Origin of the sequence: Leptotrichia sp. oral taxon 879 str. F0557 (genome assembly GCF_000469385.1) — a bacterium.
Lineage (GTDB): Bacteria > Fusobacteriota > Fusobacteriia > Fusobacteriales > Leptotrichiaceae > Leptotrichia > Leptotrichia mesophila.
Window position 1 is genome coordinate 14,685 of record NZ_KI271358.1, and the last position, 23,893, is coordinate 38,577.

Genomic DNA, 23,893 nt, shown 5'->3' on the forward strand with positions numbered 1-23,893 from the left:
TAAGTTTTTAAATAAATTTTGAAAAATATCACAATTAATATTGCAATTTATGTGAAAAAATCAAACCTTTTGTTCAATTCTAAAATATTTTACTTTAATTTTGTTAGAAAAAATTAGGGAGGAATGGAAATGCAAGCACAATTAACTGAAAATTTAAAAAATATAATAGCAGGAATAGTGAATGTCGAATCTAATGATACGAATAACGAAAACGCCAATATGTCAGCAATGACACCAGCTGGGCAAATGATGAAATTTGCAAGTGAAGTTTCTAAAATTTACGCTTTGGAAAATTTAGTTTCACCACGATTCAAGGACGCTCATGAAAAAGGACTTATCCATATTCATGATTTAGACTTTTATTCCAGCAAGACCACAACTTGCCTGCAGTATGACCTTGAAGATATGTTTGAAAAAGGATTTTATACAAAACATGGATACATTCGTGAAGCACAGAGCATTTCTACTTATGCTACGCTTGCAACCATTATTTTTCAAACAAATCAGAATGAGCAGCATGGCGGACAGGCTATTCCAGCATTTGATTTTTATATGGCAAAAGGAGTATTAAAATCATTTAGAAAGCACTTAAAAAAAAGAATTTTAAGTTTTATAAAAATAAAAAATGAAATTGAAATTACAAAGGAGCAGAAAGAAAATACGTATAATTTTCTAAAAGCAAATGTTTCTTCAATAAACTGCTCTGAAAATGAAATAAAATTAATGGAAAATTTTTTTGAAATAAAAAAAGATGATTTAATTAAACTTTTGACAGAATCCTATCAAGATACTGAAAACGAAACTTATCAAGCAATGGAAGGGTTTTTGCACAATCTGAACACAATGCACTCACGTGGCGGAAATCAAGTTGTTTTTTCTTCAATAAATTATGGAACAGATACTTCAGAAGAAGGTAGAATGGTCATACGTGAACTGCTAAAAGCCACATCAAGCGGACTTGGCAAAAATGAAACACCTATTTTCCCAATACAAATTTTTAAAGTGAAAGAAGGGCTTAATTATTCTGAAAATGACTACAATCTAGCTAGAAGCGATTTTGATGGAATTTTAGAAACTGTGAAAAAACAAAAAATTTCTTATGAAAATAATTCAGAAAATAAAAAAAATTTTTTTGAAACACCAAACTTTGATTTACTACTGCTATCCTGCGAAACTTCAAGCAGAAGACTATTTCCAAATTTTGTTTTTCTAGATTCAGAATTTAACAGACACGAAAAATGGAAAATGGATGATCCGAAAAAATATAAATACGAAATTGCTACAATGGGCTGCCGTACACGAGTATTTGAGAATATTAATGGTGAAAAAGGCAGTCTTGGACGTGGAAATCTATCATTTACAAGCATTAATTTCCCTAGAATTGCAATATTGACAAGAAAAAAAGTAGAAAAAGAAATTTTAGAAATGGAAAAAACTGGTAAATTTTTAAATGAAAAAGAAAAAAATAATAAAAAAATCGAACTTCTAACAGAAGAATTTCAGAAAAAAGTCCTAGAAACAACATATCTAGCTGGAGAACAGCTTTATGAGCGTTACAATTTCCAAAAAACTGCTCTTGCAAAGCAATTTCCATTTATGAGAAGCAATAATTTGTGGAAAGGGCTTGGAGTAAAGGATGGAAATGAAGAAGTAGGAGAAGTTATAAATTCAGGTTCACTTTCGATAGGATTTGTTGGTGGAGCAAATGCAATGTACGCCTTATTTGATGTAGAGCACGGAACAAGCGAAGTTGCCTATAAAGTGCTTTATGACACAATTAAGAAAATGGGCGTAATTGCAGATGAATTTAGAGATAAATACCATTTAAACTATTCGATTCTAGCAACTCCGGCTGAAAGTCTAGCAGGAAGATTTTTGCGTATCGATAGAAATGAGTTTGGAATAATTAAAAATGTTACAGACAGAGATTATTACGTAAATTCATTCCATATTGACGTAAAAAAAGAAATCAGTCTTTTTGATAAAATTAGAAAGGAAGCGCCGTTTCATAAACTAACAAAAGGAGGGCACATCACTTATGTGGAACTGGATGGAGAAGCACGTAAAAATATAGGTGTTATGTTAAAAATTGTAAAAGTTATGAAAGATACGGGAATTGGCTACGGCTCGATAAACCACCCTGTTGACAGATGTAGAGATTGCGGAACAGAAGCCATAATTTATGATAAATGTCCAATTTGCGGAAGTCACAATATTTCTAGAATTAGAAGAATAACAGGTTACTTGACAGGAGACTTGGACAGCTGGAACAGTGCAAAACAGGCTGAAGAACAGGATAGAGTAAAACACGGCGTAAAATAATGCAAAAAGTGAGGTAATTTAAAGTGAATGAAGAACAAGAAATAAAAGAAAAAAATTCAGAAAATCTAAAAAATGATTTTACATTAAGGCTTTTAATGACTTATAAGGAAACCATTGTTGATGGTATCGGTCTTCGTTATTCACTTTATTTTGCAGGTTGCTCACATGCCTGTCCTGGCTGCCACAACGAATATTCATGGAACCCCAATCATGGAAATGTACTCACATATGAAAAATTAGAAGAAATTGCTAAGGAAATAAATGAGAATACCTTGCTTGATGGAATCACAATAAGTGGTGGCGATCCTCTTTTTAATCCCACAGATATGTTAAAGGTACTAAAATTTCTAAAGGTAAAGACAGGGAAAAATATATGGCTTTACACGGGCTATACAATCGAACAGTTACGTGAGGATGAATTACGAAAAAAATGCCTTAAATATGTAGATGTACTAGTTGATGGACGATTTGTAAAAGAACTTTATGACCCAAATATAAAATTTAGGGGGAGTAGTAATCAGAGGATTATTAAAAAAGAAGATTTTTTTATAAAATGAAAAATATTTATGGAATAAAAAAGCGACTATTAAAAATTCCAATCCAAGACACTTGAAAATTAAAGAAAAATATGATATTATTATATGAAATATTGAAAATAATTATAGTTTATAGTTATAAATAGAAAGGAGCATAAATATCATGAAGAAAGATTTACATCCATCATACGGATTCGTAGTGTTTGAAGATACAAGTAACGGAGAAAAATTCTTAGGAAAATCCACAAAAACTTCTAAAGAAACAACAACTTTCGAAGGACAAGAATATCCAGTAATAAAAGTTGCAACAAGTTCAACTTCTCACCCATTCTACACTGGAAAATCTAAATTTGTTGATGAAACTGGAAGAGTTGATAAATTTAAGAAAAAATATAACTTATAATTTAAAAATATTAGAAACAGGGAGCAATTCATTCTCTGTTTTTTATTTTTCCAATTTTATTTTGAAGAAAAAAGGAGAAAAACTTTCGTAGCTATCTCCTTATTAAAATTATTTATTAAACAATGTCTTAATTTCAGATTTTTTCTGTTCCAGCCGATCTTCCAGCTCATTCATCCACACCAGCGGATCTTTAGGATTTACAAGCCTTTTTATATTATCTCGATTTTTTTCTTCATCAAACCAGATAAGTTTCGTAATAGCTCCAGCTCCAATTCCAATAATTGTCTTATTTTCCTCAATCATTTCTATATTATAAATCGACTCGCCTCCATTTAGTGAATATCCTAGATTTTCTCCCCATTGAAAGCTATTTTTCTGGCGATACATATAATATGGAAAAAGGCCCTTATTTTGAGTTACATTTTCAATTTTCTTATAAATTTTTTCATAATCCAGTATGTCTTCATGAGCATAATTTTCTTTGTTAAGACGGCTGGCATTTTTTATTGCCAAATTGTGAATTGTCAGATTTTCCATATCGTATTTGGAAATTTCGTCCATTGTGTACAAAATATCTTCTGTAGTTTCACGTGGCAAGCCTAAAATCAAGTCCATATTTATTTCTAATCCAAGATTTTTAGCAAGTTTATAGACATTATCAAACTGTTCCCTGTCGTGATAACGATTTACAAGTTTTAAAGTTTTTTCATTAAAAGACTGTGGATTTATACTAATTTTATTTATTCCATAGCTTTTGATAATAGCCAGTTTTTCCTCATCCAGCGTATCAATTCTTCCAGCTTCAAATGTAAATTCCTTTAAATAATCTAAATTATAGTTTTCTTTTACTGTTTTTAGCAATTTGTCAATTTCTTCTGCTGTCAAGATTGAAGGTGTTCCTCCTCCGATATAAATTGTGTTGATTTTTAAATCAAGTTCCTGCGTTAATTGTCCGATTTCACAGATTTCGTGGTAAATTGACTTTATATATTCGTCATATCGCTCTGCATATTTTCCACGTAGCAGATAGGCCGGGAATGAACAATATGAACATTTTGTAGGGCAAAAGGCTATTCCGATATAAATTCCAATTGTTTCTTTGTCCAGATATGGCTCTTGACGTTTTACAATGTCTAGCAGAAGTTTTCTTTTTTCATTGCTTACAAGATATATTTTTTCCAATATTTCGTTAATTTCATTATAAGATAATCCCATCTTTAAAAAACGCCCTACAATCTTTGTAGGACGTACTCCTATTAAAATACCCCATTTATATTCATTTTTTTTATCAAAAAGTCTCATCAAGGAACTTTTTGCCATAACTTCTGCCTGATCAAAATATTCTTCATTGACTTTCTTATGTGAAAATGTTACTTCTTTTAAAATTTTTCCATTTTTATTATCAATTAATATTGTATTTACAGTAATTATTTCTGTGTTATCACTTTCTGAATCTTTTAGTTTTCCACAATCATTGTCAAAGTTTTCCACATCTTGATTTTTTCTAAAATTAACACTAATTTCCACATCATTTTCACTATTTTCCGAAAGAATATCATAATGCTCAGGTAAAAGCACATGTATAAATTCCTCAAGTTTATTCTGATTAATCTCAATATTCGCTCTTATCATCTATTTTATAGCTCCCATAAAGTATAATAACAGCACAACTATCCCAAGAACAATCCGATAATATCCAAATATCTTGAAATCGTGCTTTTTAATGTAATTCATAAATACTTTTATCACAGCATACGCAAATACAAACGACAGCACAAAACCTAATGCAATTAAAAACCATTCATATCCGCTTAAAGCTGTACCAAGTTTCACTAGTTTTAAAAGTGTCGCCCCAAGCATTGTCGGAATCGCAAGAAAAAATGAAAATTCCGTTGCTAAAACTCTATTTAATCCAAGCAAAACTCCACCAATAATTGTAGCAGCCGATCTCGAAGTTCCAGGAATCATCGCAAGACATTGAAACAGCCCTACTCCAATTGCAGTTTTTACTGACATCTGAGTAATTGAAGCAATTCCGCCTTCCTTTTTCTTCCTAGATTCAAGCCAAATAAGTATAACTCCATAAATAACCAACATTACTGCCACAACTACCGAATTAAACAGTACTTTGTCAATAATATCATCAAAAAGAAGTCCCAGCACAACTGCAGGAAGCACTGCAATTACTATTTTTATCCACATTTGAATAATATCTGCTCTTTGACTCTTGCTAAGCCCTTTTGCAAATGGAAAAATTCTTTTCCAATAATATACAACTACCGATAAAATCGCCCCTAACTGTATAATTATCTTGAATGCGTTGGCAAACTCCTCATTTTGTGAAAGTTGCAAAAACTGATCCACAATAATCATATGCCCTGTACTGCTGACAGGTATAAATTCTGTAAGCCCTTCCACAAGGCTTAAAATAAATACTTTAATAATATCTGCAAACATAATATTTTCCTTTCTTTTTATTAAACCTATTTTTTAAATTATCATTTATTATATCACATATTTTTTACTTTATTAATAGTCATAAAATTTTCTTGTTTATTTATTTTAAATATGATATTCTAAAATCATAACTACTTAAAGAGGAAAGACAAATGAAAAAAAATAAAATTCTTTATACAATAAATTACGATAAAATCGTAAATTTCAAAGAAAGGGTTACTCGATTTACAGTTAGATTTGAATTTAAAAGCAACTGTAAAAATGAAGATTATTCTGGAGAAGATTTTGCTCATTTGCATGATACGGGCAGGCTGACGGAATTATTGATTGATGGGGCTGAACTGTTTATAAAAAAGGCTAATAATGAGAATCGAAAAACTAGATGGGATGTAATCGCAGTAAAGGTTCATGGAGAAATTATACTTATTAATACAGCTTTTCATCGCTACATTACAGAATCTATATTTAACAATGCACAAATTTCCCCATTTGGAAAGCCTTTGTATATAAAGCCTGAAATTAAGCATAATAATAGTAAACTCGATTTTTACCTGGAAACTGAAAAAGATAAAATTTATGTTGAGGTAAAAGGCTGTACTTTGGTAAATGGAAAAACTGCTCAATTTCCTGGCTCTCCTTCCGCGCGTGCCTTAAAACATCTGAAGGAACTGATAGAACTTAAAAAAGAGGGATTTAGAACAGCTGTTTTTATTTTAATTTTTAGAAAATCAGAAATTTTTGCACCTGAACATATTATTGACAGGGACTTTTCAGAAACTTTTTATGAAGCGATAAAAAATGGAGTGAAAATTTATCCAATGCTTTTGGAATATAAAGAAGATGGAAAGGTGTATTTTGTGAAAAATATAGAGATAGCTGAAAAGATGTTTTAGAGATATTCTTGATACTGATAAATTAAATAGTAACAGGAGTTAAGAAAAGTTATTTTGGATTTAAGTATGCATGGAATGATATAAATTTAAATCCAAGATTTAAGGTAATTTTTTAGAAATAGAATTTTAAGTTTTGTAAATAAAGATATTTTTAGAAGGGAGAGAACAGAAAACGTTTTCTCCCTTTATTTTATAGTAAAACCCATTCAAAACAGAACTATCTTATCAAATAAAACAGAAGTAACTGCTTCCTCAAGCATATTAAAATTATGAGCTATGTTTTTTAATTTCTTCTTAAGCTTTATCTATCCATACAATGTGTTGGAACTTATGTTGAATTGAAATAACATTTTTATTTTTCAGTTTTCATAATAAAAATTTAAAATTCTTTTTCTATAAAATCTTTTTTATATGCCGTAATATTATTATACCGTATTTTTAGGTCGTTTTTGTATGAGTTTTACTATATTTTCACATTGAAACACTTCTTAAAGACATTTTCTTCAAAAAAATCGATATTACTTTAGTTAAAAAAATCTAGTTTTACCTATAAAAATCATAATAAGTCAAGACATTTTATATTATACACAATTTTTGATTTAATTTTAAATTAATTTTCTATAATTGTTAGAAACTCAGTATTTATGGGATATTTTTGTTAATTCAGAAAATCAGAAATGTAATCTAAAAAAATAAACTCATAATTGTTATTATAAAAACGCTTGTAATAATCACTATTACAGGGCAAATAATAATTATGGGGTGAAAATGGGTAGTGAAAATTGATTTTAATGAAAGTGATTTATTACGTGAAATATTGAATTTTAAAATTATTGACAGAAGATATATTGAAGAGAAATATAGCTTTAAAAACTTGGACTACACGCTTGATAACTTAAATAATTTTTTGCTAGAGAATGATAACAGCATAATACATAAGGATAAAAATCACTTCTTCTATTTTGGAAAATATAATGAAGACATATTTAAGATAGAAGATAGAGAAATAAATACAAAAATGACATTCAGAAGAGAACTTATAACACTAATTTTACTCTTTGGAAATGAAAAACTGAATATTTACAAGTTCAACAAAAACATAAGAAGAATTCAAGAAAACAACAGGAATATACAAAATGATCTAAGACAGGTACTGAAGATATTTGGGATAAATTATTCTGAATATGAAAAATCAAGAAGTATAGAAAGATTGTTTGAAGAAAGAGGATACGATTTTAAAAGGTTAAAGGAAAACTATTTAAAAGAAATACTTTCCAGAAGAATTGAAAAGAATCATTTAGGAAAAAGTACATATCAGGAAAATCTTTATTTTAAAATTATTGAAGAAATATTAGAAGTAAAAAATATAAGATATATAAAAAAGATAATTTTTTCATACATTGAAAAATTTACAGGTATAGTTTCAGTAAATGAAAAATATGTAATGCTCACTTATTTTCTTTTGAACATACAGAATAGAGAAATAAAAAGCAGATACAATGTAAAGAGAAGTATTGAAAATGAAGAATTTTTCATAATGATGGATAAAATTTTTAAAAAGGAGAAAATAAAAGAAAATTCCAAATTTGTAACAATGTTTTATAAAAAACTGCACAAAAATAGAAAAAATGTGGATGACCTAATAAATACAATAAATGCTCAACTATTGCTTGAAAAGAATACAAAACCTACAGGATTAGAAAAACTGAAGTTGGAAAAATTTAAACAGGAAGGCAGAGTAAAAGTTTACGATATTGCTGAAACATCTGTAAATTTTGAAGATGAAAATCTTTTCGGAAAACAGATTGTAAAAAGATATGTTCATGTGGATAAAGTTCCAAAAATTCCAACATTGATACTATTTGACTTGGAAGAGAATGAAATTATGAAGGTATTTGGAAAAATTAGAAAAATATTTAATTTTGTGAAAATAGTGAAAGTGGAGCATCTAAAGAATTTTAAAAAGTTTCTTCCAAAAGGAAGCAGACGCTATGAACAAATTTTACTGATTTCTAGTTCAAAATTTATAAATGTAATAAAAAATTTTTCAGATACTCCAATATATCATTTTGAAGTGGAAAAAGAAAGAGGAGCCTTGAAGAGCAGAGCAAATTTTTTAGTACAGATGATATACATGAGGACAGCAATGATAAAGTATCTGGAATTTAAGCAGGAACGTAAAATTTTTTCTAAAAAAATAAGAAAATAAGCATAAATTATAAATAATATTAGAAAATTATAATTTTCAAGATTGCTTTTAAAGCAATTTTTTTTAATAGAAATTTTCATAAAAAAATTTTTAAAAAATATTTGCTTTTAAAAATTTTTTGGGGTATAATTACCGTAGAGTGAAGATAATATTATAATAATTACAAAATTATGGTAAATATAATATAAATTGAAAGGATGTGTTTTTAAATAATGGACGCATGGAGAGGATTTAAAGAAGGAAATTGGAAAGACAACATCGATGTTACAGAATTTATCAGATTAAATTATACTGAGTATTTAGGAGATGACAGCTTTTTAGAAGGGCCAACAGAAGCTACTACTGAACTGTGGAAAAGCCTTTCAGAAAAATTCAAGGTAGAAAGAGAAAAAGGTATTTATGACGCTGAAACTAAAATACCTTCACAAATTGACGCTTATGGAGCAGGGTATATTAATAAAGATTTGGAAAAGATAGTAGGATTACAAACTGATGCACCTTTAAAAAGAGCGATTTTTCCAAATGGTGGATTGAGAATGGTAAAAAACAGTTTGGAAGCATTTGGATATGAACTAGATCCCAAAACTGAAGAAATTTTTACTAAATATAGAAAAACTCATAATGATGGAGTTTTCTCAGCATATACTGATCAAATCAGAAAAGCAAGAAAAACAGGAATTATAACTGGACTTCCAGATGCTTACGGACGTGGAAGAATTATTGGAGATTATAGAAGAGTTGTACTTTACGGAGTAGACAGATTAATTGCTGACAGACAAAATCAATTGAAAAATATGGATCCGGCTGAAATGACAGAAGATGTAATAAGACTTAGAGAAGAAGTTTTTGAACAAATTAAAGCATTGCATGCTTTAAAGAGAATGGCTGAATCTTATGGCTTTGACATTTCTGGACCAGCTACTAACGGTAAAGAAGCAGTACAATGGCTATATTTTGCATACTTAGCCGCTACAAAAGATCAAAATGGAGCTGCAATGAGTATTGGAAGAACTTCTACATTCTTAGATATTTTCTTGGAAAGAGATTTGCAAGAAGGTACTTTGACTGAAAAAGAAGCTCAGGAAATAATGGATCACTTTGTTATGAAATTAAGAATAATCAGATTCTTAAGAACACCAGAATATGATGCATTATTCTCAGGAGATCCAGTTTGGGTAACTGAATCAATCGGTGGTATTGGAGAAGATGGAAGATCATTAGTTACTAAAAACTCATTCAGAATTTTACATACATTGTACAACATGGGAACTTCGCCTGAACCAAACCTGACAGTTCTATGGAGCGAACAATTACCTGAAACTTGGAAAAAATTCTGTGCAAAAGTATCAATTGATACATCATCAGTACAATATGAAAATGATGATATTATGAGACCACAATTTGGTAATGACTACGGAATTGCCTGCTGTGTATCTCCAATGACTATCGGACACCAAATGCAATTCTTTGGAGCAAGAGTAAACTTGCCAAAAGCATTATTATATGCAATTAATGGTGGAAAAGATGAAAAATTAAAAATACAAGTAACTCCAGAAGGGCAATTTGAGCCAATTAAGAGCGAATATCTTGAATTTGATGAAGTATGGGAAAAACTGGATAAAGTATTAGACTGGTTAGCTTCAACTTATGTTAAATCATTAAACATTATTCACTATATGCATGATAAATATTCTTATGAAGCATTAGAAATGGCATTGCATGATGTTCATATTAGAAGAACAGAAGCATTTGGAATTGCAGGATTATCAATTATTGCAGATTCATTGGCAGCTATTAAATACGGTAAAGTAAAAGTTGTAAGAGATGAAGAAGGGGATGCAGTTGACTATATCAATGAAAAAGACTATGTTCCATTTGGAAATAATGACGATGCTACAGATCAGTTTGCAGTAGACATTACAAGAAGATTTATGAACAAATTAAGAACTCATAAAATGTATAGAGATGCCACTCCTACACAATCTGTATTGACAATTACTTCAAATGTTGTATATGGCAAGAAAACAGGAAATACTCCTGATGGAAGAAGAGCTGGAGCACCATTTGGGCCAGGAGCAAATCCTATGCATGGAAGAGATACAAGAGGAGCTGTTGCTTCACTTGCCTCAGTAGCTAAAATTCCGTTTGAAGATGCAAACGATGGAATTTCTTACACATTTGCAATTACACCAGAAACATTAGGTAAAAATTCAAATGAAAAACAAACTAATTTAGTTGGATTAATGGATGGATACTTCAATCAAACAGGACATCACTTGAATGTAAACGTATTCGGAAGAGAATTGTTAGAAGATGCAATGGAACATCCTGAAAATTATCCTCAATTAACAATCAGAGTTTCTGGATATGCAGTAAACTTTGTTAAATTGACTAAAGAACAACAATTAGATGTAATTAACAGAACAATATCAAATAAAATGTAATTTAAAATTGATAAAAAGTCTGAAAATTAACCGATAATTTTCAACTAATATGAGAAATGTCGCATAGTTTCATAAAATATGAGTTATGCGGCATTCTTTTCTATTATGTGATAATTTAAACTAAACTCTGTTTAATACCAAAACCCATTTAAATAACGAATTTATTATACATTTTTCTAATAAAGGATATAAATTTAGTATTTTCAAATAATTTAAGATATAATTTTCGTTTTTTAAATAGAATCTGGCTCGAACTAATCCGTCGGAGCATTTTTCTGTGCTGGCAAAACTGTTTGAGCATAGCGAGTTTTTTGTCAGTGCAGAAAAATGTCGTAGACTAGCCATAGGTTATTGCGAGCAATCTTGCCAAATATTTTGATTATTAGGATAAGCCTTTTACTGCAAGATAAGGTTTTGCGGCAATGAGCAATCCTGCAAACATAAGAAAAAAGTTGAATAGTTATGAATTAGCTATTGGAGAACCCTGTTATAAAAATTTATTCTCATTTTTAAACGAGGTTTAGTATAAAATAAAGTTTAAGTTATCGAATAATTTATTGAATAAAAAAGAAAGAGAGAAAACTAATATGAAAGTAAAAGGGTACATACATTCATTCGAATCATTTGGGACTAAGGATGGGCCTGGAATTAGATTTGTGCTGTTCTTGCAAGGATGCCCTCTTAGATGTCTGTACTGTCATAATGTGGATACTTGGGAAATTAAGGACAATAAGATGATTATGACGGCTCAGGAAGTTATGAATGAAATTTTAAAAGTAAAGGGATTTATAAAAACTGGTGGGGTTACTGTATCTGGCGGTGAGCCTTTGATGCAGCCTGAATTTTTGATGGAGCTGTTTAAGCTTTGTCGTGAAAATGGGATTCAAACGGCACTTGATACATCCGGGTATATTTTCTCTGATAAGGCAAAACAGGTGCTTGAGCTTGTTGATATGGTTCTGCTTGATATTAAGCACATAAATCCTGAAAAATATAAAATATTGACTTCAGTGGAGCTTGATAATACATTAAAATTTGCAAAATATTTGAATGAGATTAATAAGCCGACTTGGTTAAGATATGTGTTAGTTCCTGGATATTCTGATGATGAAAATGATTTGCATGAGTGGGCAAAGTTTACTTCCCAGTTAAAAAATGTGGAAAGAGTGGATGTTTTGCCATTTCACCAAATGGGGCAGTATAAGTGGGAAAAAGTTGGGAAAGAATATAAATTAAAGGATACGCCAACACCAACGAGAGAATTAGTTGAAAAAGCTGAAGAAATTTTTAGATCTTATGGGTTGAAATTATTGGATAAATAAAATAAAGAGAATTAGTTCTAGTTTTTGGTTAAAATTTAGAAATGACTCCCTTTTGATTTATTTCAATTATATTTTCATGCGACTCTTTTATTAGGCAACTTACATTAAATTTTATTTAAAAAAGGAGTTTGAGCATATTTCAATTAGCTAATTAAACTTTGTGAATAAATTATCTCTTTTATCTGTCCTAAGTTATTTGCCTTGCCAATTCCTATACTAATTGCTTTAGTTTTGAAGGGGGTAAAATTGTAATTTAAGATAAATGAATTTATTTTGGATGAATTTTCCTGAGTGAGCAAGGTTATATGCGGATCAAAGTTCATAAATACATCTGGAGAGCCATATAAATTGAACAATTTTTCTTTTTCAGGAAAGTACCTTACCCACTCAGGAGTTTCTATGTCTTTCTTACGGTACTTAGTTAGGTTGACTGTAATTTCATCTGCAAGCTGCTGAATATTTTGATTATTTTTGGCATAAACTGCAAGCGTTTTTCTTTCTGTTTTTTCTAACTTGTAAAATTCCATATCAAAAGATTTTGTCTGGTTTGCAATTTTTTCGACAGTTTCCTTGATTTTATATAGAGAATTTTTTTCATATTTTGTAAGATATAATGTCACATGTATAACATATCCTTGTGTATAAAGGTTTTCAATTTGATTTTCCTCTAATTTCTTTGAAATATTTTTAATATTTTTAGTTGCACTATTATCCATAATTATGAAAACGTTATAATTTTCATTTGTACTGGAATCGGAACTAAAAAAATTAAATAAAATCGCTCCTCCAATAATAATGAAGAATATTTCTGCATCACTAAAACTTTGATCTGAAGCAGAAACGTTAGAATTGTCATTAGAAGTACTGTAATCTGCATTGGAAAAAATATTAAAACAAAATAGTATAAAAGCTAAAAAAAATATTTTTTTTATCATAATAAAGCCTCCTAGAATTTCTATTTTAGATTACTTTTATTTATTATCATTATACCTTAAAAAAATCTAAAAACAATGTTTAATAAATATTTTAGTTAGCTTTGATTATTTTTTATATAATCTGTTCAATTCTATAATTTAATTCGTCAAAATCAATAATTTTAGCTTGTCTGTGTATCTCTCTGCCTTCATAAAATAGAATAACTACTGGGACTGAAAATAGACTTAATTGCCCAACAGCTTCAGGAATTTCAGATGCTTTGATATAATAAGCGGGGAAATTTTGTTCATTAACAATTTTCTCAACTTTTGGCATATCAACCTGACAAACGCTGCAATTATTCATTGAAACGTATAATAAAAAATATTCTTCTTCTTTTATTTTATTAAGTATTTGTTCATAATTTTCAAGTTTTTTCATAGAATTTTTTCCTTTTTTATTTTTTAAATTTTACCGAATAAATTATATTTTTTGCTTGCCCCAAATCGTCAACTTGAGCGATTCCTATACCAATGACTTTAGATTTGAAAGGTTTAAAATCATATTTTGAAGTAAATGCATCTATTTTTGCTGAATCTTCTGGAGTAAGTAAAGTTATGTGTGGATCAAAGCTTGTAAATACATTTGGAGAGCCGTACAAATTGAAGGATTTTACTTTTTCAGGAATAGATTTTGCCCAGTCAGGAACTTGTGCGTCCTTTGCACGATATTTGTTTAAGCTGACTGTTATTTCATCTGCAAGCTGTTGTATAGCTTCATTGTTTTGAGCATCAAGCATAAACCAGTTTCCGCCAGTTTTTCTTAATCTGTAAAATTCTATATCAAAAGGCTTTGTCTGATTTGCAATTTTGTTGACAGTATCCTTTATTGTTTTTAGTGCTTCAGGCTTGTATTCTGTAAGATAAAGTGTCAGATGGACTGCATATCCTTTGGAATAAAGGCTTTCGATTCCTTCATTTTTAAGTCCTTTTGAAATGTTTTCCACATTTTTAGTTGCATTGTTATCCATAATTACAAAAACATTATAGTTTACATTAGAAAAAACATTGATACAAAACATTAAAAAAATTGAAAAAAATAATTTTTTCATAATAAAACCTCCTAAATTTTTTATTTTAGATTACTTTTACTACATTATACCTTAAAATATTTTAAAAACAAGATTTAAACAATATTTTAGTCTAAATTTGACTGATTTCAATACGTTTATTTCATTTTTTTATAAGTTTGTCTAAAAATTCATAAAGAAGATTATTCATTTCATCGTAGTTATTGCTATGTATAGTTTGAGGAGATTGAACAAAAGGTAAAGTTTGGCTATCCTGCTCGAGAGTTTTATCTGAATCTATTAATAATTCAGTTAGAGCTTTTGTAAATTCGAGATGACATTGAAAGCCATAATGTTTTTCACTATATTTTATAATCTGTCGTGGACACCCTTTACTTGCTGCCAAGACTTTTGCAGTATCTGTTAATCCTGGCATATCACTATGCCAATGCCCTACAATAGCCTGTTTTCCAAAATGTTTTATGTTATCATCTTCCAGTCCATCTTTTGTCAGTTCAATTGGAAAATTCCCTATTTCACGGAAAGGGCTTTTTTCTGCTTTTCCACCAAATGCTTCTCCTAGCAATTGAGCGCCAAGACATATTCCAACTACGAATTTATCTGCCTTTACAGCCTTTCTAATTAATTCAATTTCAGCTTTTGCATCAAAATAGGGAAACTCGCTGTTATCTCCAATAGGACTCTGCGGTCCGCCCATCACTATCAAAAAATCAAATGAATCTGCATTTTCAGGCAACTTTTCATATTGATATACTTTTGTTGTGGAAATATCGTGTCCAGAAAGTGCTGCCCAAGCAAGATAAGCTCCTGGCGCTTCAAATACTTCGTGTAATATAAAGTGTATTTTCATTGGTGTTCTCCTTTAGTTTTTGGATTTATAGTAAAATTTAAAATTAAACGTAGAAATTATAATGTAGGTTTAGTTGTTTTTCCAGATAAAAATGTTACAGGAATTTTTATGTTTATTTTATTTTCTTTATTTTCTATTGTGTCAACTAATATTTTAACAGATTGTACAGCGATTTCTTCAATGTTCTGTCTAATTGTAGATAGATAATTTTTTTCTCTTTTTGAAGATTTTGCTCCATCAAAGCCTATTATTTGGACATCTTCAGGCACAGAAATATTTAAATCTTCCAGTTTTTCTAAAATGTAGAAAGCATGTGCATCCGTTGAAGAAAAAATACCGTCAATTTTTTTGGTTATAATAAATTTTTTTATAAAATTATCTACTTCCATTTCAAATTCTTTTCTTGTTCCAGTATTGTAGCATATTTGATTGAAAATATTATGTTCACTGCAATAGTCCTTGAAACCGTTTAATCTTGAAATAGTGTCATTTGAATATTTTGAGCCATGACCAATGTAGGCTAAATTTTTACTACCATGTTTTATTAACATTTCTGTAGCTAATCTTCCACCTGAATAATTATCACTGCTTACAAAATTGGTTTTATTTGAAAAAAATCTATCTATACTTACAAATGGAAGACTTTCGGATATATATTCATCTATATTGCTATATGTCACGGCTATTATTCCGTCTACTTTGTTCTGTCTTGACATTGTTATGAACTGGATTTCCTTTTCTATATTATTTTCTGAATTATATAAAATCAGTTTTATTTCATGTTTACGTAATTCTTTTTCAATGTGGAAAGTCAATTCACTAAAAAAAGGATTCCAAATGCTGGGAATTATAAGGACAACAGTATTGGTCCTGTTAATTTTTAGTCCTTTAGCATATATGTTTGGTTCATAATTTAATTCCTTTACTGCTTTTTCAATTGCAAGTTTAGTTTTTTCCTTTAAAGCGATACCGTTAAAATATTTAGATACGCTTCCAACGGAAACTTCTGCTAATTTTGCAACATCTTTCATAGTTGGCATATTTTCCCCCTTAAATTATTAAATTTCCCATAATTTACCGTCTATATCAGCTTCTCCATCTGTAAAAAAGAAAATTTCATTATTTTCAATGTTATTATATAATCTTGAACTAAAAACTTCAAGTCCATCGTTTACGAAAATTTCAGCTGAGGACTCGTCTAAAAATAAATGTAATTTCAGATTTTTTTCTTTAAATTTACATTTTCTGATATCTCCTCCTTCAAAATTTTCTGTTAATTCACCGGAATGGGTTCTATCAAATACAAGTTCATTATTTTTCAAATCGTAGAAGAAGACAGTTTCTTCGTTATTTCCAACTCTAAATTTTATTCCAACTTTCTCAGCTTTTATATTTTCAAAATTTACATCCAGTTCATAAGTTCTTTTCTCATTTTTTAAATTGACAGGATTGTTATTCAGTTTAAAAGAGAATTCATCTTCTGATTTTCTAAGTTTAACAAGTTCAGGTAAAGGTTTCTGATATAAAATATTATTTTTCAGTTCAAGTACTCTAGAAATTGTCAGACAATGAGCCCAGTCATATTTATCAGTTACACTGTCAGTTCCCGGAAGGCCAAACCAGCCAATTAATATTCTTCTGCCTTTATTATCTTCCATCGTTTGAGGCGCATAAAATTCAAATCCTCTGTCAAATTCTTTAAATTCCTGATGTTTAAATTCGCCTTTTTCAAAATCAATTTTTTCTCCAATTAAATATCCTGACTGAAAAATATTATTATATTTTTCTCCTTCAGCTTCCATTCCTTGTGGAGAAAACATTAAAACAGCTTTATCCTCAAATTCAAAATAATCAGGACATTCCCACATAAATCCACTATTTTCACTGAAATCAGTCTTTAAATTTCCACGAAACTCCCACTCCTTCAAATCATTTGAACTGTAATAAACTATAGCTCCCTTATTGTCATCTGTTTCAGCTCCTACTAAGCAATAATATTTTCCATTTTTTATAAAAACTTTTGGATCCCTGAAGTTGTCTGTATATCCATCTGGAACTTTATTTATAAATGGTTTATCATTTTTTGTGATTTTTCCTTCCTTATCCATTACTGCAATACATTGATACGGATTTCTAATCCAGTTTTCATCTCTTGTATTTCCTGTGTAGAATAAAAACAGTTTATCTTTCAATGGAAGCCCTGTACCAGAAAAAACACCATGGCTATCATAAATAGTATCTGGTTTCATTGCAATTCCTTCATCTGTAAATGTCACTAAATCTGTTGACGAAAGATGATACCAGTATTTGACACCATGTACTGGACCTAATGGAAACCATTGATAAAATATATGATATTTTCCATTGAAATAACTAAATCCATTTGGATCATTTAATAATCCAGTATTGGGCTGGATATGAAATTTTTGTCTGTATGGTGAATTTTTTACTTTTTCTTTTAATTTATCATATTTTTCTTTTGGAAAATTTTCTAACCGTTGGTATCTTTTTTCTCTAGGCCACTCCATTGTTTTTTCCTCCTTTTCTATTAAAAATTTTTACGAATAAATAGGTTACAATAAATGTTACAACAAATGAAATTGTAATTGATACTAAAAATTGTATCATTGACTGAGGACGCATAACGATTACTCCGGGAATTCCGGCAGGACCTTGAGAAACTGAAAGAACTTTCATCCATACTGCATATCCTGAGCCTACAGCTGAACCGATTAATGCTGCTAAAAATGGAAATTTAAGATTTAAATTTACCCCAAATACAGCAGGCTCTGTAATACCGAGAAGTGCAGATATTCCAGCAGCTGAAGCAACACTTTGGATTTTTTTATCTTTTTTCATAAAGAAGAAACAAGCTAAAGCGGCGGCACCTTGAGCAACATTGGAAGCTGATACAACTGCAAACGTAGGTGAACCTCCAAGTTTTGAAATATTAGCCAGTATCTGCATTTCAGCAGCAGCCATACTGTGATGCATTCCTGTTATTACAAGCAATGGATAGACTACTCCGTAAATTGCACCACCAAGAGGACCTAAGTCAAAAAACAGCCATAATACTCCATTAGTCATTCCATCCCCGATTACTCTCATAATTGGTCCGATTACAGTAAAAGTTATAAATGCAGTCAATAAAACTGAAACTAAAGGAGTTATTATCATATCAAGTATTGCTGGAACGCGTTTTCTTGTAAAAGTTTCAATTTTCGCTAAAATGAATGAAGAGGCTATTATCGGTAAAACTGTTCCCTGATATCCAACCTGTGCAATGTTTAATCCAAAGATATTCCAGTATGGAATTGCATGTTTTGCAAGAGCTTCCCCATAACCATAACCATTTAATAAATCAGGATGGATCATTATAGCTCCTATTACAGCACCTAATACAGGTGTACCACCGAAGTTTTTAGCTGCATGGAATCCTATTAACACTGGCAGGAAAACAAAAGCTGCATTTGAAAACAAATTAATCATATTTGCTAAATCTGTAAATTGAGGAAATACTTCGATCAATGTTTTTCCAGCAACGAAAAGTCCTTTTGATGTCAGTACGTTATTGATTCCCATTAATAACCCTGAAGCGACTAGAGCCGGCAAAATTGGAACAAATACATCGGCAAGGGATTTTAGAATACGTTGAAGCACATTACCTTTTTTAGCGGCAATATCTTTTAACTCTTCTTTTCCAACAGCGGATAATTCAGCAGCTTGACTAAAAAATTTAAATACTTCATTTACTATTCCTGTTCCAAGTATTATCTGAAATTGCCCTGCATTATTAAATGATCCTTTTACCAGTTCAATATTATCAAGTTTATCCTTATTTATTTTTGAATCATCTTTCAATACAAGTCTAAGTCTTGTCGCACAATGTGCACCGCTTACAACATTTTCTTTTCCGCCAACTGCTTCTAATATTTCTTTTGCAGTTTTTTCATAATTTTTATCTGCCATAACAAATCCTCCTAAAAATTTATTTAAACATTTATTTTAACAAAAATGAAACGTTTCATTTTTTATAGTATAGCATATTTTTTAAAAAAGTCAATGCATTTTTACAAAAATCAGATTATTATATGGTATAATATATATAACGTAAGAAAAGTTTTTAGGAGAGAAAATTGTTGAAAATAGGAATTATAGCTGAATATAATCCATTTCACAATGGACATTTGTATCAAATCAGGAAAATTAAGGAGATATTTGGTGAAGATGTCTTGATTGTGGTAGTGATAAGCGGAGATTTTGTTCAGCGGGGAGAAATTTCGCTTTTGGATAAGTGGGAGAAAACACATGTTAGCTTAGGATGCGGAGTTGACTTAGTTGTGGAGTTGCCACTTTATTATTCAATTCAGAATGCGGAAATTTTTTCAAGGATGGCAACAAAAATTCTGGATTATTTGGGAATAGATATTCAGGTTTTTGGAGCGGAAGAGGCAAATATTGAAGTTTTGCAAAAGGTGCTTGAACTGCAGAAAAGGCAGGATTATAAGGACAAGCTTATGGAATATATTAAAAAAGGCAACAGTTACAGCACTTCTCAAAGACTGGCATTAAAGGAATATAATTTAGATGGAATTGTGAAGTCAAATAATATTTTGGCTCTGGAATATATGCGTGAGATAGAAAATAGCAATCTTAAAATAAAACCGTATATTATAAAAAGAGAAATTTCAGAATATAATGAAGAGAAAGTTTCTGAGGATAGGGAAGAGTTTGCTAGTGCTTCGTTTTTGAGAAATGAGCTGGAAAAGATTTTGGATAAATTTTCTGAAGAAAAATTTGATTTTGAAAAAATAAAAAATTCTATTATTGAAAAAAAATGTAGTTTTTTAAAAGATAGAGGAGTAGAAAATTCAAAAGAAATTGTTAAAAAAAATTATAATTTTGAGAAAAAGCAAAATATTAGGGAAAAAATAGATTTAGAAAGTTTGAAAAATGTAAAAACAGAAGAAAGAATCTTTTGGAAACTAGAAGAGATTCAGAAATTTTTACCAGAAAAATCATTTGACATTATTTTTAAAAATTTGGAATGGAAGATAAATAACAGATTTAGTGGAGATAAAATAAAGGAAGAAATCTTTAAAATTATGAAATATAAGATTTTGACAGAAAAAAAAGAAAAAATAATGGAAATATATGATATAACTGAAGAAATTTATGCTAGAATATACGGAACAATGTTGAATTCGCAAAAATATATAGAATTTTTGAAAAATACAAAATCTAGAAATTTATCGAATAAACGTGTAGAACGGATTATTTTGAATATTTTACTAAATATAAAAGCTGATATGATGGATTTTGAAATAAATTATGTAAGGATTTTAGGCTTTAATAAAAAGGGTCAGGAGTATTTGAAAGAAATTCGTGAAAATAATAAAATTAAAAACTTTAATGCGGAAAATGAGTTTCAGAAAAAAAATATCTTTGTAAATTGGAAGGATATTGAAAAATCTGGAAATTTTGCTAAAAAGGATGAAAATTCAGAAAACTTGGAAAATCAAGAAAACTTTTTGGAAAAAATAAAAGTTGAAAAGAATGGATTTCTGATAAAGGAATTAATTTTAGGCAAAAAAGAGAAGTTAAATACGATTGTTTGTTTAGATTGAATTGTTTTAACAAATAAAATATAAAAAATTATAAAAGTGAATAATGATAATCTTTATACAGAGAAAAGTTAATACATTTGCTCAGAAATAAGATAAAAATGAAAAAATATTATATTAGTGAATTTTGTAAATAAAAAATAAAAAGAATAGGAGAGGATTATAGGAATGGGATTGTTAATAACAATTAATGTGCTGTTTATGATATTTTTCTTTGTGATAGCATATATGTCAATACGGTATTTCATTAATCAGATTGAGAAATATCCGAGAGTTACATTTGAAGAGGTGTATAACAGTAAAAAATTAAGACAGAAGTATAATATTGAGGATAATAAGGCAAATCCTTATGATTATGGGTATAATTTTAAGGAAATTGAGTATAAGTCAGGGAAAATACAGCTTTATGGATGGCTTATTGAGAATAAGGAAGCTACAAAAACGATGATTATTTCGCATGGTCGTGGTGTAAATAGGCTCGCTTCGTTACAATATTTGGAAATGTTTAAAAATATTGGACTTGACAAGGAGTATAATTTTTTTATTCCAGATTTGAGAAACTCTGGAAAGTCTGATGTGGCTAAAACTAAGATGGGGTACTGCTTTGGACAGGATATTTTTCATACAATGGAAATGCTGAATGAAAGATTTGGAAAGAACAATTTTACACTTTACGGGTTTTCACAAGGAGGAATGGGTTCTGCGATTGCTTCTAAAATGTACGTGAAGGCACTTAGAAAAAAAGGGATTGTGATTGATAAGCTGATTTTGGACAGTTCGATTTCGAATATAAGAAAGAGAATTAAGGAAGATGCAAAAAAACGTCGTGTTCCAAAATTTATTGTAAGTGTTATTGTAAGAATTTTTAATTTAAGAGTTGGAAGCCATCTTGATAAGCTTAGATTATCGTATTTGCTAAAAAGAATACCTACTTTGATAATTCAGTCTAAAAATGATAAGGCTACAACTTATGGAATGCTTATGGAAGAGTATAACGAACTTGCACAGAATGAAAATATCAGGCTAAAAGTTTTTGAAAAAGGTTCACACACAAGAATTTATGCTGATACTGAATGTAAAGATGAATATGCTGAGGCAGTAAAAGAGTTTTTAACAAATTAAAGCGATAAAAACTGAATAAATTTAAAGTTTGAAGATACAAGTTATAACTTTTAGATTTGTTTTAAGCAATATAAAAAACAGAAAGGTAGAAAATTTAATGAGTTCAAGATTAACAAAAAAAAGTTACATAATTTACGGGCTTGGGGTTTCATATTTTATGATTGACCAGATTTATAATCAATGGTTGTCATATTATTATTTGCCACCTGAAACGGAAAAAAATTTAGTTCCGCTGTTAAAGCCGCAGTATTTAGTTCTAGCATTTATTTTTGCGAGGATTATTGATGCAATATCAGATCCTGTTGTAGGATTTTTAACTGATAATTCAAAATCACGGTTTGGAAAAAGATCAATATTTATGCTAGTTGGAGGATTACCGCTTGGGATTCTTACGGTTATGTATTTTTATCCAATTAAAAGTTCGCAGATAGCAACGCTTATTTATTTATCAGTTGTTGGAGGACTGTATTTTACGGCATATACTTTAGTCGCAGCACCGTATAACGCTCTAATTCCAGATTTGGCTTCAAATAAGGAAGAAAGGCTTAATCTTTCTACAATGCAGTCGACTTTTAGACTTATATTTACTGGGGTTGCGATGGTTCTGCCAGGTATTTTGATTTCAAAATTGGGAATGGTAAATGGAGTACTGAATACAGAGGTTGGAATACGTAAAACAGTAATTTTGATTACAATATTGTCAGTTTTGGGGATTTATGCGTGTATATTTTTTCTAAAGGAGAAACAGCTCACACAAAACCGTCCTAAGACTGAATCACTAGGGTTTATGAAATCAATTTCGCATTTGAAGGATAAGGAAATTATTTTGTACTTTTTAGGATATTTCTTTTTCTTTTGCGGATTTAACATACTTCGTGGAGATTTGACATATTATTTGAGCGCTGTAATGCAAAAGGATATTAAATATTTGACTGTAATATCAGTTGTGCTGTTTGGAATGGCGGGGCTGTTTTTTCCGATTACAAACAAGTTTGGGAAAAAATATTCGTACAAGAAAATATTGATTGTGGATATGCTGCTTTTGATAATCGGTACTTTTGGTCTATTGTTTATTAATAAAAATAATTCAATTTTTGCATATTTACTTTTTGTGATTTGTGGAACAGGATTAAGTGGTGCAGCGTTTATTTTCCCACAGGCAATGCTTAGTGAAATTTCTGCAAAACTGTCAGAAACCAAAAAAATAAGTTTGGAAGGCTTTATGTTTGGAATACAGGGAATGTTTCTAAAATTGGCATTTCTAGTGCAGCAAGTTGTTCAGTCAACTTTACTTGTTGTGGGGAATCAGAATGTTCAGAATGGCGTGAAAGGTGCAACTGAAGTTGGAGTTAAAGTGACACTTGTCGTGGCGTTAGTTCTGTTTGGCGTTTCACTGTTTTTCTATAATTTGAAAAAAGAGGATTAATTTTAGTTAATTATTGATATTTATAAATAAAAAATGGAGGTTTTTATGAAAATTGAAGATTTGCAAAAAGAGGCAAAAACATTGAGAAAAGATATTATTGAAATGATTTACAGGGCAAAATCAGGACATCCGGGAGGATCACTTTCGATTGCTGATATTCTGGCTGTACTTTACTGGAAAGAAATGAATATTGATCCAAAAAATCCAAAAATGGAAAACAGAGATAGATTAGTTCTTAGTAAAGGTCATGCTGCTCCTGCACTGTATGCGGCTTTGATAG

Annotated in this window: 19 protein-coding genes and 1 pseudogene; 11 read left to right on the forward strand and 9 right to left on the reverse strand. The window is 29.8% G+C overall.

Going from position 1 to position 23,893, the window contains the following annotated elements:
* Nucleotides 1–129 precede the first annotated feature (129 nt).
* The 3 genes from HMPREF1552_RS11180 to HMPREF1552_RS11190 all read left to right on the forward strand — a co-directional run bounded on the left by HMPREF1552_RS11180 (nt 130) and on the right by HMPREF1552_RS11190 (nt 3,261).
* Nucleotides 130–2,322 carry an anaerobic ribonucleoside triphosphate reductase gene (locus HMPREF1552_RS11180; protein ID WP_231370778.1) on the forward strand — a complete coding sequence of 731 codons (2,193 nt, stop codon included), beginning with the start codon at nt 130–132 and terminating at the stop codon, nt 2,320–2,322.
* Nucleotides 2,323–2,345: 23 nt separating this feature from the next.
* The gene (nrdG, locus tag HMPREF1552_RS11185) at nt 2,346–2,879 is read left to right on the forward strand and encodes an anaerobic ribonucleoside-triphosphate reductase activating protein (RefSeq protein ID WP_021745321.1); all 534 of its coding nucleotides are present in this window, start codon (nt 2,346–2,348) and stop codon (nt 2,877–2,879) included.
* Between the two features lie 142 nt (nt 2,880–3,021).
* A complete protein-coding gene (locus HMPREF1552_RS11190) occupies nt 3,022–3,261 on the forward strand; it encodes a type B 50S ribosomal protein L31 (RefSeq protein WP_006806019.1) in 240 nt (79 codons plus the stop codon).
* A gap of 108 nt (nt 3,262–3,369) precedes the next feature.
* On the opposite strand, the gene HMPREF1552_RS11195 is transcribed toward HMPREF1552_RS11190, so the two are convergent.
* Together HMPREF1552_RS11195 and HMPREF1552_RS11200 are read right to left on the reverse strand one after the other, a co-directional pair.
* Nucleotides 3,370–4,893 carry a coproporphyrinogen III oxidase gene (locus tag HMPREF1552_RS11195; protein ID WP_021745322.1) on the reverse strand — a complete coding sequence of 508 codons (1,524 nt, stop codon included), beginning with the start codon at nt 4,891–4,893 and terminating at the stop codon, nt 3,370–3,372.
* A complete protein-coding gene (locus tag HMPREF1552_RS11200; RefSeq protein WP_021745323.1) occupies nt 4,894–5,718 on the reverse strand; it encodes an undecaprenyl-diphosphate phosphatase in 825 nt (274 codons plus the stop codon). It lies immediately after the preceding gene.
* A gap of 152 nt (nt 5,719–5,870) precedes the next feature.
* Between HMPREF1552_RS11200 and sfsA the strand changes: the two genes are divergently transcribed.
* From sfsA to pflA, 4 genes are all read left to right on the forward strand, one after another.
* Nucleotides 5,871–6,611, forward strand: a complete 741-nt coding sequence (gene sfsA / locus HMPREF1552_RS11205; protein WP_021745324.1) for a DNA/RNA nuclease SfsA — start codon at nt 5,871–5,873, stop codon at nt 6,609–6,611.
* A gap of 775 nt (nt 6,612–7,386) precedes the next feature.
* Nucleotides 7,387–8,820, forward strand: a complete 1,434-nt coding sequence (locus HMPREF1552_RS11210; RefSeq protein ID WP_021745325.1) for a hypothetical protein — start codon at nt 7,387–7,389, stop codon at nt 8,818–8,820.
* A gap of 212 nt (nt 8,821–9,032) precedes the next feature.
* A complete protein-coding gene (gene pflB, locus HMPREF1552_RS11215) occupies nt 9,033–11,264 on the forward strand; it encodes a formate C-acetyltransferase (protein ID WP_021745326.1) in 2,232 nt (743 codons plus the stop codon).
* A 587-nt stretch (nt 11,265–11,851) separates the two neighbouring features.
* Nucleotides 11,852–12,586, forward strand: a complete 735-nt coding sequence (gene pflA, locus HMPREF1552_RS11220; protein ID WP_039901658.1) for a pyruvate formate-lyase-activating protein — start codon at nt 11,852–11,854, stop codon at nt 12,584–12,586.
* Nucleotides 12,587–12,729: 143 nt separating this feature from the next.
* Here the strand turns inward: pflA and HMPREF1552_RS11225 are convergent, their stop codons facing one another.
* The 7 genes from HMPREF1552_RS11225 to HMPREF1552_RS11255 form a co-directional block, all read right to left on the reverse strand.
* Nucleotides 12,730–13,521, reverse strand: a complete 792-nt coding sequence (locus tag HMPREF1552_RS11225; RefSeq protein WP_021745328.1) for a DUF1045 domain-containing protein — start codon at nt 13,519–13,521, stop codon at nt 12,730–12,732.
* Between the two features lie 112 nt (nt 13,522–13,633).
* Nucleotides 13,634–13,942 carry a thioredoxin family protein gene (locus tag HMPREF1552_RS11230; RefSeq protein WP_006806010.1) on the reverse strand — a complete coding sequence of 103 codons (309 nt, stop codon included), beginning with the start codon at nt 13,940–13,942 and terminating at the stop codon, nt 13,634–13,636.
* A gap of 16 nt (nt 13,943–13,958) precedes the next feature.
* Nucleotides 13,959–14,612: a 2'-5' RNA ligase family protein gene (locus tag HMPREF1552_RS11235; protein WP_021745329.1), complete on the reverse strand. Its 654-nt coding sequence runs from the start codon at nt 14,610–14,612 to the stop codon at nt 13,959–13,961.
* A gap of 121 nt (nt 14,613–14,733) precedes the next feature.
* On the reverse strand, nt 14,734–15,441 hold the full coding sequence (locus HMPREF1552_RS11240) for a type 1 glutamine amidotransferase (protein WP_021745330.1): 708 nt from the start codon (nt 15,439–15,441) through the stop codon (nt 14,734–14,736).
* Nucleotides 15,442–15,497: 56 nt separating this feature from the next.
* Nucleotides 15,498–16,481 carry a LacI family DNA-binding transcriptional regulator gene (locus tag HMPREF1552_RS11245; protein WP_021745331.1) on the reverse strand — a complete coding sequence of 328 codons (984 nt, stop codon included), beginning with the start codon at nt 16,479–16,481 and terminating at the stop codon, nt 15,498–15,500.
* An 18-nt stretch (nt 16,482–16,499) separates the two neighbouring features.
* Nucleotides 16,500–17,969 (reverse strand): sucrose-6-phosphate hydrolase, encoded by a 1,470-nt coding sequence (locus HMPREF1552_RS11250; protein WP_021745332.1) that lies wholly within the window; start codon nt 17,967–17,969, stop codon nt 16,500–16,502.
* A complete protein-coding gene (locus tag HMPREF1552_RS11255; protein WP_021745333.1) occupies nt 17,956–19,410 on the reverse strand; it encodes a sucrose-specific PTS transporter subunit IIBC in 1,455 nt (484 codons plus the stop codon). The genes HMPREF1552_RS11250 and HMPREF1552_RS11255 overlap by 14 nt, the downstream gene beginning before the upstream one ends.
* Before the next feature lie 170 nt (nt 19,411–19,580).
* On the opposite strand from HMPREF1552_RS11255, the gene HMPREF1552_RS11260 reads away from it, so the two are divergent.
* The 4 genes and pseudogenes from HMPREF1552_RS11260 to HMPREF1552_RS11275 form a co-directional block, all read left to right on the forward strand.
* Nucleotides 19,581–21,068 carry a nucleotidyltransferase family protein gene (locus tag HMPREF1552_RS11260; protein WP_021745334.1) on the forward strand — a complete coding sequence of 496 codons (1,488 nt, stop codon included), beginning with the start codon at nt 19,581–19,583 and terminating at the stop codon, nt 21,066–21,068.
* 165 nt (nt 21,069–21,233) lie between these two features.
* Nucleotides 21,234–22,187: an alpha/beta hydrolase gene (locus HMPREF1552_RS11265; RefSeq protein ID WP_039901660.1), complete on the forward strand. Its 954-nt coding sequence runs from the start codon at nt 21,234–21,236 to the stop codon at nt 22,185–22,187.
* 97 nt (nt 22,188–22,284) lie between these two features.
* Entirely contained in the window at nt 22,285–23,613 is a 1,329-nt protein-coding gene (locus HMPREF1552_RS11270) for an MFS transporter (RefSeq protein ID WP_021745336.1), read from the forward strand.
* 45 nt (nt 23,614–23,658) lie between these two features.
* Nucleotides 23,659–23,893, forward strand: a pseudogene (locus HMPREF1552_RS11275) (transketolase); the annotation flags it as partial.

Coding starts and splice junctions, on each gene's coding strand:
- HMPREF1552_RS11180 (WP_231370778.1), top strand. CDS start 130: ATGCAAGCACAATTAACTGAAAATTTAAAAAATATAATAGCAGGAATA.
- HMPREF1552_RS11190 (WP_006806019.1), top strand. CDS start 3,022: ATGAAGAAAGATTTACATCCATCATACGGATTCGTAGTGTTTGAAGAT.
- HMPREF1552_RS11195 (WP_021745322.1), bottom strand. CDS start 4,893: ATGATAAGAGCGAATATTGAGATTAATCAGAATAAACTTGAGGAATTT.
- HMPREF1552_RS11200 (WP_021745323.1), bottom strand. CDS start 5,718: ATGTTTGCAGATATTATTAAAGTATTTATTTTAAGCCTTGTGGAAGGG.
- sfsA (WP_021745324.1), top strand. CDS start 5,871: ATGAAAAAAAATAAAATTCTTTATACAATAAATTACGATAAAATCGTA.
- pflB (WP_021745326.1), top strand. CDS start 9,033: ATGGACGCATGGAGAGGATTTAAAGAAGGAAATTGGAAAGACAACATC.
- pflA (WP_039901658.1), top strand. CDS start 11,852: ATGAAAGTAAAAGGGTACATACATTCATTCGAATCATTTGGGACTAAG.
- HMPREF1552_RS11225 (WP_021745328.1), bottom strand. CDS start 13,521: ATGATAAAAAAAATATTTTTTTTAGCTTTTATACTATTTTGTTTTAAT.
- HMPREF1552_RS11230 (WP_006806010.1), bottom strand. CDS start 13,942: ATGAAAAAACTTGAAAATTATGAACAAATACTTAATAAAATAAAAGAA.
- HMPREF1552_RS11235 (WP_021745329.1), bottom strand. CDS start 14,612: ATGAAAAAATTATTTTTTTCAATTTTTTTAATGTTTTGTATCAATGTT.
- HMPREF1552_RS11240 (WP_021745330.1), bottom strand. CDS start 15,441: ATGAAAATACACTTTATATTACACGAAGTATTTGAAGCGCCAGGAGCT.
- HMPREF1552_RS11245 (WP_021745331.1), bottom strand. CDS start 16,481: ATGCCAACTATGAAAGATGTTGCAAAATTAGCAGAAGTTTCCGTTGGA.
- HMPREF1552_RS11250 (WP_021745332.1), bottom strand. CDS start 17,969: ATGGAGTGGCCTAGAGAAAAAAGATACCAACGGTTAGAAAATTTTCCA.
- HMPREF1552_RS11255 (WP_021745333.1), bottom strand. CDS start 19,410: ATGGCAGATAAAAATTATGAAAAAACTGCAAAAGAAATATTAGAAGCA.
- HMPREF1552_RS11265 (WP_039901660.1), top strand. CDS start 21,234: ATGGGATTGTTAATAACAATTAATGTGCTGTTTATGATATTTTTCTTT.
- HMPREF1552_RS11270 (WP_021745336.1), top strand. CDS start 22,285: ATGAGTTCAAGATTAACAAAAAAAAGTTACATAATTTACGGGCTTGGG.